At 64.4% G+C, this 15318-nt stretch carries 14 protein-coding genes; 7 read left to right on the top strand and 7 right to left on the bottom strand.

What is annotated here, in order from left to right:
* Positions 1–57 precede the first annotated feature (57 nt).
* Both AB6804_RS04180 and AB6804_RS04185 read right to left on the bottom strand, forming a co-directional pair.
* Complete coding sequence (locus tag AB6804_RS04180; protein WP_370885418.1) at positions 58–1356, bottom strand: sugar ABC transporter substrate-binding protein; 1299 nt, start codon at positions 1354–1356, stop codon at positions 58–60.
* A gap of 254 nt (positions 1357–1610) precedes the next feature.
* Positions 1611–2384 (bottom strand): L-iditol 2-dehydrogenase, encoded by a 774-nt coding sequence (locus AB6804_RS04185; RefSeq protein WP_370885328.1) that lies wholly within the window; start codon positions 2382–2384, stop codon positions 1611–1613.
* Between the two features lie 544 nt (positions 2385–2928).
* On the opposite strand from AB6804_RS04185, the gene AB6804_RS04190 reads away from it, so the two are divergent.
* The 6 genes from AB6804_RS04190 to AB6804_RS04215 all read left to right on the top strand — a co-directional run bounded on the left by AB6804_RS04190 (position 2929) and on the right by AB6804_RS04215 (position 7248).
* Positions 2929–3633: a hypothetical protein gene (locus AB6804_RS04190; RefSeq protein WP_370885329.1), complete on the top strand. Its 705-nt coding sequence runs from the start codon at positions 2929–2931 to the stop codon at positions 3631–3633.
* Positions 3630–4067: a hypothetical protein gene (locus AB6804_RS04195; RefSeq protein ID WP_370885330.1), complete on the top strand. Its 438-nt coding sequence runs from the start codon at positions 3630–3632 to the stop codon at positions 4065–4067. The genes AB6804_RS04190 and AB6804_RS04195 overlap by 4 nt, the downstream gene beginning before the upstream one ends.
* Positions 4068–4177: 110 nt before the next feature.
* A complete protein-coding gene (locus AB6804_RS04200) occupies positions 4178–4645 on the top strand; it encodes a Fur family transcriptional regulator (protein ID WP_035968211.1) in 468 nt (155 codons plus the stop codon).
* Entirely contained in the window at positions 4642–5565 is a 924-nt protein-coding gene (locus AB6804_RS04205) for a metal ABC transporter solute-binding protein (RefSeq protein WP_370885331.1), read from the top strand. Before AB6804_RS04200 ends, AB6804_RS04205 begins: the two co-directional genes overlap by 4 nt.
* The gene (locus tag AB6804_RS04210) at positions 5553–6467 is read left to right on the top strand and encodes a metal ABC transporter ATP-binding protein (RefSeq protein WP_370885332.1); all 915 of its coding nucleotides are present in this window, start codon (positions 5553–5555) and stop codon (positions 6465–6467) included. The genes AB6804_RS04205 and AB6804_RS04210 overlap by 13 nt, the downstream gene beginning before the upstream one ends.
* Positions 6460–7248, top strand: coding sequence for a metal ABC transporter permease (locus tag AB6804_RS04215; RefSeq protein ID WP_035961246.1), 789 nt, complete (start codon positions 6460–6462; stop codon positions 7246–7248). Before AB6804_RS04210 ends, AB6804_RS04215 begins: the two co-directional genes overlap by 8 nt.
* A 51-nt stretch (positions 7249–7299) precedes the next feature.
* Here the strand turns inward: AB6804_RS04215 and fghA are convergent, their stop codons facing one another.
* The 4 genes from fghA to AB6804_RS04235 form a co-directional block, all read right to left on the bottom strand.
* Positions 7300–8148: an S-formylglutathione hydrolase gene (gene fghA / locus AB6804_RS04220; protein ID WP_370885333.1), complete on the bottom strand. Its 849-nt coding sequence runs from the start codon at positions 8146–8148 to the stop codon at positions 7300–7302.
* 15 nt (positions 8149–8163) lie between these two features.
* Entirely contained in the window at positions 8164–9270 is a 1107-nt protein-coding gene (locus AB6804_RS04225; RefSeq protein WP_035961252.1) for an S-(hydroxymethyl)glutathione dehydrogenase/class III alcohol dehydrogenase, read from the bottom strand.
* A 35-nt stretch (positions 9271–9305) separates the two neighbouring features.
* The gene (locus tag AB6804_RS04230; protein WP_370885334.1) at positions 9306–10520 is read right to left on the bottom strand and encodes an AGE family epimerase/isomerase; all 1215 of its coding nucleotides are present in this window, start codon (positions 10518–10520) and stop codon (positions 9306–9308) included.
* 107 nt (positions 10521–10627) lie between these two features.
* Positions 10628–12040, bottom strand: coding sequence for a xylulokinase (locus tag AB6804_RS04235; RefSeq protein ID WP_370885335.1), 1413 nt, complete (start codon positions 12038–12040; stop codon positions 10628–10630).
* Between the two features lie 343 nt (positions 12041–12383).
* Between AB6804_RS04235 and AB6804_RS04240 the strand changes: the two genes are divergently transcribed.
* On the top strand, positions 12384–13787 hold the full coding sequence (locus AB6804_RS04240; RefSeq protein ID WP_370885336.1) for a nucleobase:cation symporter-2 family protein: 1404 nt from the start codon (positions 12384–12386) through the stop codon (positions 13785–13787).
* 63 nt (positions 13788–13850) lie between these two features.
* Here the strand turns inward: AB6804_RS04240 and AB6804_RS04245 are convergent, their stop codons facing one another.
* Positions 13851–15317, bottom strand: a complete 1467-nt coding sequence (locus AB6804_RS04245; RefSeq protein ID WP_370885337.1) for an efflux transporter outer membrane subunit — start codon at positions 15315–15317, stop codon at positions 13851–13853.
* Position 15318: the final 1 nt, after the last annotated feature.

Raw genomic sequence — 15318 nt, forward strand, 5'->3', positions numbered from 1 at the left:
CCTCTCGATGATGCCAGCGGGCCGCGCCGCATCGTGCGGCCCGCACACTGCGTGGATTTACTTCTGATACCCGGCTTGCTTGACTGCGCGATCGGCTGCCGCGTTGGCCGCCTTCAGCGCATTGTCGACGCTCGTCTGCCCGGCGACGACGCCGGCAATCGACTGTCCGACGACGGTGCCGAACGACTGGAACTCGGGGATGCCGACGAACTGGATGCCGCTATACGGCACCTTCTTCAGCGACGAATCGTTCGGGTCCGCGGTTTCGATCGCCTTCAGCACGAAGTCGCCGAACGGCGCGGCCTGCTTGTACTCGGGCCGCGCATAGGTGGACTTGCGCGTGCCCGGCGGCACCGACGCCCAGCCTTCGTCCTTGCCGACCATCTCGATGTATTCCTTCGACGTGGCCCACGCGGCGAACTTCTTCGCGGCATCCTGCTGCTTCGACGTCTTCGGCACCGCGAGCGACCACGACCACAGCCAGTGCGAACCCTTCGGCGTGACCTGCGTCGGCGCGGCGGCGAATCCGATCTTGTCCGCGACTTGCGATTGCGACTTGTTGTAGAGCATGCCGGCCGCGACAGTGGCGTCGATCCACATCGCGCACTTGCCGGACGACATCAGCGTGAGGTTTTCGTTGAAGCCATTCGAGCTGGCTCCCGGGGGGCCGTCGTTCTTCAGCAGGTCGGCGTAGAAGGAAACTGCCTTGTGCCACTCTGGGGAATCGAGCTGCGCCTTCCATTGCTCGTCGAACCAGCGGCCGCCGAAGGTATTCACCACCGTCGAGACGAAAGCCATGTTCTCGCCCCAGCCCGCCTTGCCGCGCAGACAGATGCCGTACTGGCCCTTCGACTTGTCGGTGAGCTTGTCGGCGAACTGCTTGATCTGGTCGTACGTCGGCTGGTCCGGCATTTTCAGGCCGGCGGCCTGGAAAAGATCCTTGCGGTAATACGTCATCGAGCTTTCGACGTAGAACGGCAGCGCGTAAAGCTGGCCGTTGTACGAGAGGCCGTCGCGGGCGGTCTTCACGACATCGTCGAGATCGTAGTTGGCGGGCAGGCCCGTCATCGGCGAAAGCCAGCCGCGCTTGCCCCACTGCGGCGCTTCATACGTGCCGATGGTCAGTACGTCGAACTGGCCGCTGTTGGTGGTGATGTCGGTCGTTGCGCGCTGGCGCAGCACGTTTTCTTCGAGGATCACCCACTTGAGCTGAATGTCGGGATTCGCTTTCTCGAATGCCGGCGAGAGCTTCTTCAGCTCGATCATGTCCGGATTGTTGAGCGTCGCGATGGTGATGGTCGTCGCGGCTTGTGCGGAAAGCGGCACGAGAGCCGCGGTCGCGAGCGCGGCCGACATCGCCGACAGGGTCAGGAATGCGGTGGTGGCCCGCCGCGCGCGCGGCTGTGCTGGAACGATGCGTTGGGTGCGGTTCATTCGGTTCGTCTCCTTTTTCGTTAGCACGGGCGCAGGGACGGTCATCGAGGGCCGTCTGTCTGCCTTGTGTCGATGCGCGATGCACGCGTGAGTTGAGTGCTTTCGCGCGGTTTCATCGTCCGCGACGCCGTTTCAATATAGACGGTGCGCCCGATGCTGCAAGGCGCATGCGCGGATCAACTCATCCAGTTGCCGCCGTCCACGTTCAGGGTCTGGGCGGTGATGTAATCGGAATCGGCCGATGCAAGGAACAGCGCGGCGCCGGTCAGATCGGCGGGCACGCCCATGCGCCCGAGCGGCACTTCCTCGCCGACGATGCGTTTCTTCTCGCCGAGCGGCCGGTTTTCGTAGCGTGCGAAGAGCGCATCGACCTGTTCCCACATCGGGGTATCGACGACGCCCGGCGCGATGCCGTTCACGTTGATGCGTTCTTTCGCGAGCGCGAGCGCCGCTGATTGCGTGTAGCTGATGACCGCCGCCTTCGTGGCGCAATAGTGGGCGACGAGCGCCTCGCCGCGCCGCCCCGCCTGCGACGACATGTTGATGATCTTGCCGCCCCGTCCCTGCTCGACCATGCGTGCGGCGACGGCCTGCATCAGGAAGAACATGCCTTTCACGTTGACCGCGAACAGGCGGTCGTACACGTCCCAGGATTCGTCGAGGATCGGGCGCATGTCGAAGAGCGCCGCGTTATTGAACAGAATGTCGATGCCGCCGAAGCGCTCGACGGCGCTCGCCACGATGCGCTCGATGTCTTCCCGGCGCGTGACGTCCGCTCTGAGCGCAAGGACCCGGTCCGATGCGTCGGCGAAGCGCTGCGAAAGCGCCTGCTCGTCCTTGACGTCGACGATGACGAGCTTCGCGCCTTCGTTGAGATAACGCCGCGCGACCGCCTCACCGATTCCGCTCGCCGCGCCTGTGATGACCGCGATCTTGTCTTTCAGTCTCACCGATGTCTCCGGGTCTTCGTTCGGCGCAATGGTGAGCGAACGCTCTGCGGCCGAACAATTGCTCGTTGTGTGATCGAATGATCGGTGCTGGACGAGGCGATGTCAAGGTGGGAAAACGAGGCATCGATGGTGCAGTGCGCCAACTTGCGGGTTGCTGCCGCTGCGCTCGTCACGGTCTATCGGCCAATGCGCGGTTCTAGGATTGGTCTCGTTGACGAGCCGCGCGGCGCTCCGCAATGTTCCTCGTTTCCGCGAACGAGGTCATTAGCTCTGCGTGGCAGGCGACCACGGTATCGAAGACGTCAAGTTTGCGATGGGAACGCGATGCACGCCGGGCGGTGCGGACCTTTCGCGTTGACCGAAGCACTGCCGGCCCATTTGACAGCACACGTCAGACTTCCCGAAAGCCTGCCGCTCACGACCGAACGAACCGATACGAATGAACACCCGCTTCAAGACGTTACTGTGCGCGATTGCGATACTGCTCCCCACCTTCACAGCGAACGCTTCTGCGTCATCTCGGGACACGATTCCCGTTAGGACCGTGGAGTCGTCCCATCCGCCCTATGTCGCGAAACTCGCGGGCGGACGACTCATATCCATCGCATTGCAGCCTCGGCAACTGCCTCTGGACATGAGTGCGGCGAACTCCATCAAGTCGGAGACCGGAGACTTCAAGCCGGCGCGTTATTCGTTTCCCGACGCGGCCGTGCCGCAATCCGTGTTGTCCCATATGCCGGCGATCTATCGCTACGATCGCCGTCGCGACGTTCCGATCGTGTCCTCAGGCGGCGACTGGGTCATCGCAGAATACTTCCGGGCGGGCTCGCACGTGCCGGTGTCTCGATTCCAGTTGCTCGGCAAACAAGTGCAACGTCAGGAGCTTCTCGACGGAAGCGGCAAGGCGGCGGAAGTCATCGTGGTTGGATGGGCGCCGCGCACGGCGAACGACGACGAGGAAGCCACCGACCCGTCCGCGCTAGGCGACCATCCGGCATGGATACGCGTGTTCAAGATCGCGCCGTCCGGAAAGAAGACGCTCGTCGCGCTGGCTTCGCGAAAGACGCGCTTCTCGGTCGCGCCTGATACCTACGATGCGCCGAGGGACGATGAACTCGTGTTCGGTTCGCCGAACGGTCAGTCCAAATGGCGGACGAAAGCGGAGTTTTTCGAAGCCTGTCGTATCGATCTCGACGCCCGCAGCCTGGCTGGAGCTTCGCGTCCGGCGAAAGGGCTGCGCACGCCATGAATCGCTGGCGTGGCCATCTCGCGGTCTGTATTGCGTCGGCGGTCTTGCTCATCGGTCAAGAATCGATTGCCACGAGCCAAGCGACCGTTCCAGAGCGTGCGAATCCGAACGCGCCGACGACTGAGCCCGACCACTTCTATGTCGGAAGACGCGGCGATGCATTCGAGTACGCGAAGATTCCCATCAATGGTGTCGACGCGGAATCGCGAGTTCTCGTCTGGTTTCTGGGCGCCCGCAAGGGTGGGCCCGCCGTTCGTTACCAGGACGGTCTGAGCACCGGAACGCTGACGTGCTATGACGACTGCCAGTTCGTGCTGGGCGCGACTACAGTGCACGGAAAAGTCACGCATATCGGTCGAATCCGCGTGACGAACGACCCTCTCATCTACGCGATCATGCGAGACGCGCAGGCTGGCCGCCTGTCTCGCCGCTAATTACGCCTCCGCAGTACCGGTGCCGACGGTCGAACGCGTGCACATCCCGTTGATACGTTATATCATCGCGACAATTCAATCGAAACGCCGCAATCCACGGCGATCACGACATGACCGCGTCCATCGAAACCATGCTCGCCCGCGCCGAAGCGCTCGCCGATGAGCGCGGCCTCGCGCTGACGCCGCTGCGTCGCCACGTCTACGAACTCGTGCTGAAGGCGCACAAGCCGATCGGCGCCTACGACCTCATCGACGCGATGGAGCCCAAACGCGGCGCGCGCGTGCCGCCGACGACCGTCTATCGCGCGCTGGACTTTCTCGTCGAAAACGGCCTCGTGCATCGCATCGAGTCGAAGAACGCTTTCGTCGCGTGCTGCGATGCCGGCAAGCCCCACGAAAGCCAGTTCCTCATCTGCGACGAATGCGGCGCGACGCTCGAAATCCAGGGCCGGGAACTCGCTTCGTCGCTGTCCGCGAATCCGACCGCGCACGGCTTTCAGGTGCGTCATCAGGTCGTCGAACTGAGCGGCCTGTGCAGCGACTGTCAGTTCAAACACCGCGCGCAGCACGGCGCATGACATTCCGCATCCCCACAAGGAAAACGATGAAACTCGCGCATGTCCTGACCTGCATCGCCGTTGCGTTCAGCCTCTGCCACACCGCCGCCGCGCAAACGCCGGCGCAAAACGCACGCGTCGCGATCGTCGCGGCGGAGAATTTTTATGGCGATGTCATCCGCCAGTTGGGCGGCGACCGCGTGGACGTGACAAGCATCCTCAGCAACCCGGACCAGGACCCGCATCTGTTCGAAGCCAGCCCCAAAACTGCGCGCGCGCTTCAGCATGCCGCGCTCGTCGTCTATAACGGCGCGGACTACGACCCGTGGATGGACAAGCTGCTCGGCGCATCGAAGGGCAACGGCAAGCGCACGGTGATCGTCGCGGCGCAACTCACCGGCAAGAAGCCCGGCGACAATCCGCATCTCTGGTACGACCCGCCGACGATGCCCGCCGTCGCGAGAGCGGTGAGCGCGTATTTGTCGAGCGCGGACCCGGCGCACAAGAGCGATTACGACGCACGCCTCGCCGCTTTCCTCGATTCGCTGAAGCCCGTCGACGCGCGCATCGCGGTGATGAAGTCGCACTTCAAGGGCGTGCCCGTGACCGCGACCGAACCGGTATTCGGCTATATGGCCGATGCGATCGGCTTCGAGATGCGCAACCAGCGCTTCCAGGCCGCCGAGATGAACGAGACCGAGCCGAGCCCCGCCGACATCGCCGCGTTCGAGAAAGACCTGCGCGAGCGGCGCGTGCACGTGCTGATCTACAACAGCCAGGCGACGGGCGCGCTCACGCGGCGGCTGCTCGATGTCGCGAAGGACGCGCACGTGCCGAGCATCAGCGTGACGGAGACGCTGCCCGCCGGCAAGACCTATCAGCAATGGATGCAGACGCAACTCGACGCCCTCGCGGGCGCGCTGCAAGGATGGCAACGATGACCCACGAGCCACAGGCCGCGCTCGAAGTCGATCGCGTGACGCTCGAACTCGGCGGGCGCGCGATTCTCAACGACGCGAGCTTCACCGTGAACACCGGCGAATTCATCGGCGTGCTCGGGCCGAACGGCGCGGGCAAAACCACGCTGATGCGCGCCCTGCTCGGCCTCGTGCCGGTCGCCTCGGGCGCGATCCGCGTGAACGGCGAAGCGGTGATGCGCGGCAACGCATCCATCGGCTATATGCCGCAGATTCGCAGCGGACTCGCGGGCCGCCGCGTGCTGGGCCGCGATTTCGTCGCGATGGCGGCGGACGGGCATCGCTGGGGCTTGCCGCATCGCAATGCCCGCATTCGCGCCGATGTCGAGCGCGTGCTCGATCTCGTCGGCGCGCGGCAACTGGCGGCCCGGCCGCTGTCGGAGCTATCGGGCGGCGAGCGCCAGCGGCTGTTGCTCGCGCAATGTCTGCTCGGCAATCCGCGTCTGCTGCTGCTCGACGAGCCGCTCATCAGCCTCGATCCGCGTCATCAGACCGGCGTCGTCGAACTGGTGCGGCGCGTGCAGCGCGAGCTGAACATCACCGTGCTGTTTTCGGCGCATGAACTGAATCCGCTTCTAAATTCGCTGGATCGCGTGCTGTACCTCGGCAACGGGCGCGCGGCGCTCGGCACCGTCGAAGAGGTCATCACCAGGCCCGTGCTGTCGCGTCTTTACGGCTCGCCCATCGAGGTGATGCGCGTGAACGGCCGCATTTTCGTGATGTCCGGCGATGTCGAAATCGACAAGCTCGACCACGCGCACGAGGGAGGCGATGGGCACGAGCATGAACACGATCACGATCACGATCACGCGCACGGCTCCGCGCACGGTCACGGCAAGAAGGGAAAGCACACGCACAATGTTTGAATACGACTTCATGGTGAATGCATTCGCGGCGTCGGGGATCGTCGCGGTGCTGTCGGGGATCGTCGGCTACTTTCTGGTGATGCGCGGACAGACCTTCGCGGGTCACGCGCTATCGCACGTCGGCTTCACCGGCGCGACAGGCGCGGTGCTGCTCGGCATGCCGCCGATCTGGGGCATGGTCGGCTTCACGCTCGCGGCGGGCGTCGGCATGGGCGCGCTCGGCGAGAAACTGTCGGGCCGCGATGTGGCCATCGGCGTGATTCTTTCGTTATCGCTCGGCTTCGGCCTGCTGTTTCTGCATTTCTTCACCGCGTACGCGACGCAAGCGACCGCACTGCTGTTCGGCAACGTGCTCGGCGTGAATCACGCGACGCTCGTCTTGCTGGCGGGACTCGCGGCGGTGAGCCTGCTCGCGCTCGGCGTCATCATGCGGCCGCTGCTGTTTGCGTCGCTGCAGCCGGAGCTGGCGGAGGCGAAAGGCGTATCGCTGCGGCTCGTGTCGGTGCTGTTTCTCGCGATCACGGCGCTCGCGGTCGCGGCGTGCACGCAGATCGTCGGCGTGCTGCTCGTGTTCGCGCTGATGGTCGGGCCGGCCGCTGCCGCGCAGAACGTGACGACGCGCTTGTCGGCCGGACTGGCGCTCGCGGCGCTGTTTGCGCTGGGCCAGGCGTGGATCGGATTGACGCTCGCCTATTACACCGACTGGCCGACGAGCTTCTGGATCACGATGCTCGCGGCGGTGGTCTATGGAGGGAGCTTGCTGGGGCGGCGCGGTCATTGACCGCCGGGAAAACGGTCGTGCCGCGACGGACACGACCGGCGTTTCAGTGCTTCAGCGGCACAACACCCGCGCATGATGCGCGATATGCTCGCCGACGAACGTCGAGATGAAGAAGTACCCGTGGTCATAGCCTTCGTGCCGTCGCACGGTCACGCTATGTCCTGCCTCGCGCGCATTGCGCTCGAACACATCCGGATGAAGCTGCTCGGCGAGGAACTGATCCGCCAGTCCCTGATCGATCAGAATCCCGCCTTCGAAGCGCGAAGCGGCATCGCCTTTGACGAGCTCGCTCGCATCGTATTGCTTCCATGCTTCGCGGTCGTCGCCGAGATAGCCGGTGAACGCCTTCACGCCCCACGGACATTGCGACGGCGCCGCGATCGGCGCGAACGCCGACACGCTGCGATAGATGTCCGGATTGCGCAGCGCAAGCACGAGCGCGCCATGCCCGCCCATCGAATGCCCGAAGATGCCTAGCCGGTCCTCGCGAACGGGCAATTCAGCCAGCACCGCGCGGCGCAAATCCTGCGTCACGTACGAGTACATGCGATACCGCCTGCTCCACGGCTCTTGCGTCGCATCGACGTAGAAGCCCGCGCCCGCGCCGAAGTCCCACGCATCCTTCTCGCCGGGAATGTCCGCGCCGCGCGGACTCGTATCCGGCGCGATCAGCGCGATGCCATGTTCCGCCGCGTAACGCTGTGCGCCCGCCTTGATCGCAAACGTCTCCTCGGTGCACGTCAGGCCGGCGAGGTAGAACAGCGCCGGCACCTTCGCCGAAGCGGCCTGTGCAGGGAGAAAGACGGAAAAGCGCATCGGCAGGCCGATCGCTTCCGACTCATGGCGATAGATGCGCTGCACGCCATCGAAACAACGGTGCTCCTCGATGAGTTCGAGCATGGCGGTCTCCTTCGCTCAATAGATGACGACGGAACGGATCGACTCGCCCTTCTTCATCAGGTCGAAGCCGTCGTTGATCTGATCGAGCTTCAGATGATGCGTGATGAGGTCGTCGATATTGATCTTCCCTTCCATGTACCAGTCGACGATCTTCGGCACATCCGTGCGGCCGCGTGCGCCGCCGAACGCCGAACCCTTCCACTCACGGCCCGTGACGAGCTGGAATGGACGCGTGCTGATTTCTTCGCCCGCCGCCGCCACGCCGATGATGAACGACTGTCCCCAGCCCTTGTGCGTGCATTCGAGCGCCTGACGCATCAGCTTCACGTTGCCGACGCATTCGAACGAATAGTCCGCGCCGCCATCGGTCAGTTGCACGATGTGATCGACGACGTTCTCCACCTCGTTCGGATTGATGAAGTGCGTCATGCCGAACTTCTTCGCCAGTTCGACGCGGCCGGGATTGATATCGACGCCGATGATCTTGTCCGCGCCGACCATCTTCGCGCCCTGAATCACGTTCAGGCCGATGCCGCCCAGCCCGAACACGACGACGTTCGCGCCCGCTTCCACCTTCGCCGAATACACGACCGCGCCGACGCCCGTCGTCACGCCGCAGCCGATGTAGCAGATCTTGTCGAAAGGCGCATCTTCACGCACCTTCGCCACGGCGATTTCAGGCACCACGATGTAGTTCGAGAACGTCGATGTGCCCATGTAGTGAAAGAGCGGCTTGCCGTCGAGCGAGAAGCGCGAGGTCGCATCGGGCATGAGGCCCTTGCCTTGCGTCGCGCGAATCTTCTGGCAGAGATTCGTCTTGCGCGACAAGCAGAACTTGCACTCGCGGCATTCCGGCGTGTAGAGCGGAATCACGTGATCGCCCTTCTTCAGCGTGCCGACGCCCGGCCCGACGTCGACGATCACGCCCGCGCCTTCATGGCCGAGAATCGCCGGAAAAATGCCTTCCGGGTCCGCGCCCGACAGCGTGTAGTAGTCGGTGTGGCAGATGCCCGTCGCTTTCACTTCGATCAGCACTTCGCCCGCACGCGGGCCTTCAAGATCGACTTCCTCGATGGTGAGCGGCTGGCCTGCTTTCCATGCGATGGCGGCTTTTGTCTTCATCGTTCAGTTTCCTCGGTTGCTTGCGTTTGATTGATTCATCGGATGACGTTCAGGACTTCGTAGCACGCACCCATCGTGTGATAGTCGGTCTTGCCGGCGGGGCTTTTCTCGTCGCTGTACTGGCGATTGTCGCGGCTCAGGATGCGATACCACGCGCCGTACCGATGATCGACGAAATGCGTCCAGCTATAGGCCCACAGACGGTCGTACTCGCGCCAGTAATGCGCGGCGGCATCGGCGTCGCCTTCGCGCTGCATGCGGTCCGCGAGCAAGGCCGCCGCCGCGAGCGACTCCGCCTGCACCCAGAAGTACTTGTCCTCGTCGTAGAACCTGCCTTCGGTGTCGAAGCCGTAGACCATGCCGCCGTGCTCGGCGTCCCACGACGATGCCAGCGCGCGGTCGAACAGTTCGCGTGCGCGTTGCAGATGCCACGCTTCGGGCCGATGCCGGTCGAGAATCAGCAGCAGCTTCGCCCATTCGGTCTGATGCCCCGGCTGAAAGCCCCACGGCCTGAAGATATTGCTGCGATCACCCTTGTTGTAGTCCCAGTCGATCGACCAGTCCGGCTTGTAATGCTCCCACACGAGGCCGCCCGCGAGCGCCGCCTGGCGGTTCACCATGTTGTCCGCGAGCAGCGCGGCGCGATCGAGATAACGCGTCTCGCCGGTCGCCTCGAACGCGGCGAGAAACGCCTCGCACGCATGCATGTTCGCGTTCTGCCCGCGATACTCCGACACCTTCCACTCCGCGCTCGCCTCGTCCTTGTAGAGACCGTGGGCGGCGTCCCAGAAGCGCGTTTCCATCAGTTGCCAGGTTTCGTCGAGATAGGCGCGCGCCTCGTCGAAGCCCGCTTCGACCGCCTTTGCATACGCGAGCACGACGAACGCGAGGCCATAGCAATGATTGGTCGCATCGGTGACTTCGCGGCCGTTCAGCGTCCACGCATAGCCGCCCGTTTGCGGGTTGCGATGGAACTCGCGCAAATAGTCGATACCATGCCGCACGCCGCCGCGATACTCGTCGAGACCGTAATGCTTGTACGCCATCGCGTAGTTGAACACGAAGCGCGTGCTCGACACGAGATGACGCGTCTTGCGGTCATAGACCGTGCCGTCGTTCTTGTAGAAATGATAGAAGCCGCCTGCGGGATCCATGCAGTGCGGGTGATAGAAGATCATCGTGCGCAGCGCGTGATCGAGCAGGAACTGGCGCGAGCGGAAGTCGGGTTGCGACGGTGCGGATGCGGACATAGCGAAAGATCGATGTTGTCTTGATGCGCCGGATGGCGCTGCCGTGCTCGATGAGACTCGAGGGACGTGAAGCCGAGGCCAAAGTGTAAGGGCTAACGCGCGCGCCGTCAGAACCAGCTTTCGACGCGCCCGTACAGATCCATGAAACGCGCGTGCCTGTCCTGGAGCGCGGCGTCGGCTCGCGGGGAAGCGACGCGCGTCGCTGTGGGCGCAAGCGCTGCGAGTTCCGTCGCGCGCCAATGCCCCGCCGCGATGCCGCCAAGCATCGCCGCACCGCGCGCCGCCGCGTTCGGGCAATCGACGGCGTGCAGTTCGACGTCGAGCGCATCGGCGAGAAGCTGACGCCAGCGTGCATCGATGGAACCGCCGCCCGCAAGACGCATCGCCATCAACGGCGTGCCGCTGCGTCGAATCGCATCGAGGCCCGCGCGCAATGCGAATGCGACGCCTTCGAACGCGGCGCGCATCAGCGAGCCGCGGGTATCGTCGAGACCGAGGCCCAGCCAGCCGCCGCGCGCCGCCGGGTTCATCCACGGCGAGCGTTCTCCGCTCAAGTACGGCAGGAAGCTGACGGAAGCGCTGGCGTCGGCGGCGAAGGCCTCGTCGTAGGCGGCGGGCCAATTTGCGTAACCGAGCCAGGCGCGCACCGCTTCCAGCGCGACGCCGACGTTCTGCATCGCGGCCATGCGATACCACGTCCCGGTCGCCCCGCGATACGTATGCAAGCCGCGCATCGACGCCGGCGCTTCCTCGCACATCACGACGATCTGCCCGCCGCTGCCCGTGGTCAGCAGCGCATCGCCATCGCCGATGAGGCCACTGCCGAGCGCGGCGCAAGGCGTATCGCCCGCGCCGACCGCCATCGGAATACCGGCGCGCAAGCCCAGTTTCGCCGCCGCTTGCGCTGACAGCACGCCGCCCTGCGCATGCGATGCCGCCAGCGGCGCGAACCACTCGCGCGGCAAGCCGGCCCGGTCGATGAGCGCCTCGTCCCATTCGCCGGAAGGCGCGGCAAGGGCCGTCGCGCAGGCGTCGGAGGGATCGGTGACGAACGCGCCGCCGAGCCGCACGCGCAGCCAGTCCTTCGGCTGCAACGCCCATCGCATGCTGGCGGCGACTTCGCGTTCGTTGATCGCAAGCCAGCGCAGCAACGGTCCCGCCATGCCGGGCGCGACGGGATTGGGCTGCGGCTCGGGCCACGCGTCGAGCAGGCTGCGTGCGCGCGTGTCGGGCCAGAGCATCGCGGGGCGCAGCGCGCGGCCATCGGATGCCGTCGGGACGACGCCGTGCATCTGCCCGGAAAAGCCGATCGCGCTCACCGCATCGCGTTCGGTCGACGGCAAACGCGCGGCGGCATCGACGAGCGCGGCATGCCACGCATCGGCGGACGTTTCGGCCCAGCCGGGATGCGCGCTCGATACCGCATACGCCGCACTCGATGATGCGACCTCGCGCGCCGCCTCATCCACGATCGCGAGTTTGATCGAACCGGTGCCCAGATCAATGCCAAGAAAACGCATGGAATGACTTCTCCGGTGGTGCTCGAAAAGAGTTAGGGAAAACGAGTGAATCGCGGGTTAACCCCGCCGAAACGCGCCAAGCGCGAAAAATCCACTATACGAACGCCGTGATGAACATCATAACGACGCTCGCGAATTTGCAGCCTTTCGTCACACGACAGGAATCCCCGCGTGCGCGTCAATCCCCTTGCAGCAAGGGCTGCGACGTCATCTTGCCGTCTGCCGCGCGTGTTTTCCATATCGGCTTGCGAACGCGGCGTATAGAGGCGCGTGGTCTTGTTAGGGCTTTTTGACGCACTTACCTTGGAGGCCATTCAAGTGAAAAGGCAATCAAGGAGACGTCATGGCATCGAGTTTCAGCGACGCGAACGCGCAAGCGAAGGTCCATCCGTGCGACGAGCGGCTGCCGACGGGTCAGCTTCTGACACTGGGCATACAGCACGTCCTCGTGATGTACGCAGGCGCCGTCGCCGTGCCGCTGATCCTCGGCGCAGCGATGCATCTCACGAAGGACCAGGTGGCATTCCTGATCAGCGCCGACCTCTTCTCATGCGGCGTCGCGACGCTCATTCAGACGCTCGGCCTGTGGATCTTCGGCATCCGCCTGCCGGTCATCATGGGTTGCACGTTCGCCGCCGTCGGCCCGATGGTCGCGATCGGCACGAACCCGTCGCTCGGCATTCTCGATGTCTTCGGCGCAACGATCGCCGCGGGCGTCATCGGCATCTTTCTCGCGCCGATGATCGGCAAGCTTCTGCGCTTCTTCCCGCCGGTCGTGGTCGGCACGGTGATCGCGGTGATCGGGCTGTCGCTGATGGGCGTCGGCATCAACTGGGCGGCGGGCGGCGTCGGCAATCCGGACTACGGCAATCCGGTCTATCTGCTGCTGTCGTTCATCGTGTTGTCGCTGATCCTGCTCATCAACAAGTTCGCACGCGGGTTCATCGCGAATATCTCGGTGCTGCTCGGGATCGTCGCGGGCTTCGTGATCGCCGCGATGCTCGGCCGCGTCAGCATGGATGGCGTCGCGCATGCGCCGTGGGTCGGCATCGTGATGCCGTTCCACTTCGGCCTGCCGCACTTCGATGCGCTCTCCGTCGCGACGATGGTCATCGTCATGTTCGTGACCTTCATCGAATCGACCGGCATGTTCCTCGCGGTCGGCGATCTGGTCGAGCGTCCGGTCGATCAGAAGGCGCTCGTGCGCGGCCTGCGTGTCGACGGTCTCGGCACGCTGATCGGCGGCGTGTTCAACTCGTTCCCGCATACGTCGTTTTCGCAGAACGTCGGGCTGATCGGCGTGACCGGCGTGAAGAGCCGCTTCGTGTGCGCGACGGGCGGCGTCATTCTCGTGCTGCTCGGCCTCTTCCCGAAGATGGCGCAAGTGGTCGCATCGGTGCCGCCGTTCGTGCTCGGCGGCGCGGGCATCGTCATGTTCGGGATGGTGGCGGCGAACGGCATCAAGGTGCTGTCGAAAGTGGACTTCGCGAAGAATCACCACAACCTGTTCATCGTCGCGGTGAGCGTGGGGCTGGGACTCGTGCCGGTGGTCGCGCCGAAGTTCTTCTCGCAACTGCCGCACGCGCTGGAGCCGATCCTTCACAGCGGCATTCTGCTGGCTTCGGTGTCGGCGGTGGTGCTGAACATCGTGTTCAACGGCGTGCGCAAGGAGCGCGATGCGCGCTGCGAGATTCGTCACGCCGGGCATGAGTTCGATGGAACCGCGCGGGCACCGGAAGCGCAGTAAGGGGAAGTGCTGGCGGGTTGTGGTGTTGAGCGCCGCGGTGATGAGCCACGGCGCTTTTTTCTTTTATGCCGGTGCGTCGGCTGCGCGCGGCGCGTCGCCGGTGCGCTCGATCCACCCGCCGCCCAGCGCACGATATAACGCGACGAGATTCGCCAGCCGCTGCGTGCGCGCGACGATCAACGACTGCTGCGCCGAATACAAGTCCTGCTGCGCGGTCAGCACGCCGAGATAGCTGTCGACGCCCTGCCGGTAACGCATCGTCGACAAGTCCAGACGACGCTGTTGCGCAGCGGTGTCGCGCTCCAGCGCCTGGATTTGCTGATCGTAGGTGCCGCGTGCGGCGAGGCCATCGGCGACATCGCGGAAGGCGGACTGAATCGCCTTCTCGTACTGCGCAATCTGAATGTTCCTCTGGATGTTCGCCAGATCCAGATTCGCCTGATTCTCGCCGCCTTCGAAGATCGGAATCGTGATCGTCGGGGCGAAGCTCCATGCAGCCGAGCCCGCCTTGAACAGACCGCCGAGCGTCGGACTCAGCGTGCCGAAGCTGCCCGTCAGCGAGATGCGCGGGAAGAACGCCGCACGCGCCGCGCCGATGTTCGCGTTCGCCGCCAGCAGGTTCTGCTCCGCTTCCATGATGTCCGGACGATTCGCGAGCAGATCGGACGGTAAGCCTGCCGGGATATCGGTCAGCAGGTCTTGTTCGTTCAGCGGCATGCCGGGCGGAAGATCGTCCGGAAGGGGTTCGCCGAGCAACAGCACGAGCGCGTTCACCGCTTGCGCCCGCGCGCGTTGCTGCGCCTGATAGTTCGCGCTCGCCGTTTCGACGACCGTCTGCGACTGGCTCACGTCGAGCTCCGAAGCAGCGCCGTTATCGAACTGCAGCTTCACGATGCCGTAGGACTCGCGCGCCGTCTTCAGCGTCTGCTCGGTGACTCGCAGCAGATCATCGGCTTGCAGCACTTGCAGATATTGCGACGCGACTTGCGACACCAGCGAAATCTCGAACGCCTTGCGCGCATAGGCCGTCGCGAAGTACTGCGCGAGCGCCTGGTCCTTCAGGCTTTGCACGCGTCCGAACAGGTCCAGTTCCCACGACGCGTTCAAACCGACGGAATACGTGTTCGAGATGGTTTGATCGAGAAACGAGAGATTGCGCGGCGTGCGCTGCCTCGACTGATCCGCTTGCGCGTTGATCGCCGGGAACAGCTCCGAACGCACGATCCGATACTGCGCCTGTGCCGCCTGCACGTTCAGCACCGACGCGCGCAGGTCGCGATTGTTCTTCAGCGCGATATCGATGAGCCGCTGCAGGCGCGCATCGACGAAAAACGCGCGCCAGCCGATGTTCACCGCCGCGGCATCGTTCGCACTACGCGCGCCCTGAGCCGCGCCGGGCTGCGTCGCATACACGCCGCCGTTCGGAAAGGCCGGGGAAACCGGCGCGGTGGGACGCTCGTAGGTCGGCGCCAGCGTGCAACCCGTCGCCAGAATCGAGACGGCCGCTGCAATGAAAGTCACTCTACGCATG

The organism is Caballeronia sp. RCC_10 (genome assembly GCF_041360715.1).
Lineage (GTDB): Bacteria > Pseudomonadota > Gammaproteobacteria > Burkholderiales > Burkholderiaceae > Caballeronia > Caballeronia grimmiae.

Coding starts and splice junctions, on each gene's coding strand:
- AB6804_RS04230 (WP_370885334.1), bottom strand. CDS start 10,520: ATGTCCGCATCCGCACCGTCGCAACCCGACTTCCGCTCGCGCCAGTTC.
- AB6804_RS04210 (WP_370885332.1), top strand. CDS start 5,553: ATGGCAACGATGACCCACGAGCCACAGGCCGCGCTCGAAGTCGATCGC.
- fghA (WP_370885333.1), bottom strand. CDS start 8,148: ATGCTCGAACTCATCGAGGAGCACCGTTGTTTCGATGGCGTGCAGCGC.
- AB6804_RS04200 (WP_035968211.1), top strand. CDS start 4,178: ATGACCGCGTCCATCGAAACCATGCTCGCCCGCGCCGAAGCGCTCGCC.
- AB6804_RS04205 (WP_370885331.1), top strand. CDS start 4,642: ATGACATTCCGCATCCCCACAAGGAAAACGATGAAACTCGCGCATGTC.
- AB6804_RS04225 (WP_035961252.1), bottom strand. CDS start 9,270: ATGAAGACAAAAGCCGCCATCGCATGGAAAGCAGGCCAGCCGCTCACC.
- AB6804_RS04195 (WP_370885330.1), top strand. CDS start 3,630: ATGAATCGCTGGCGTGGCCATCTCGCGGTCTGTATTGCGTCGGCGGTC.
- AB6804_RS04235 (WP_370885335.1), bottom strand. CDS start 12,040: ATGCGTTTTCTTGGCATTGATCTGGGCACCGGTTCGATCAAACTCGCG.
- AB6804_RS04180 (WP_370885418.1), bottom strand. CDS start 1,356: ATGTCGGCCGCGCTCGCGACCGCGGCTCTCGTGCCGCTTTCCGCACAA.
- AB6804_RS04240 (WP_370885336.1), top strand. CDS start 12,384: ATGGCATCGAGTTTCAGCGACGCGAACGCGCAAGCGAAGGTCCATCCG.
- AB6804_RS04245 (WP_370885337.1), bottom strand. CDS start 15,317: ATGCGTAGAGTGACTTTCATTGCAGCGGCCGTCTCGATTCTGGCGACG.
- AB6804_RS04215 (WP_035961246.1), top strand. CDS start 6,460: ATGTTTGAATACGACTTCATGGTGAATGCATTCGCGGCGTCGGGGATC.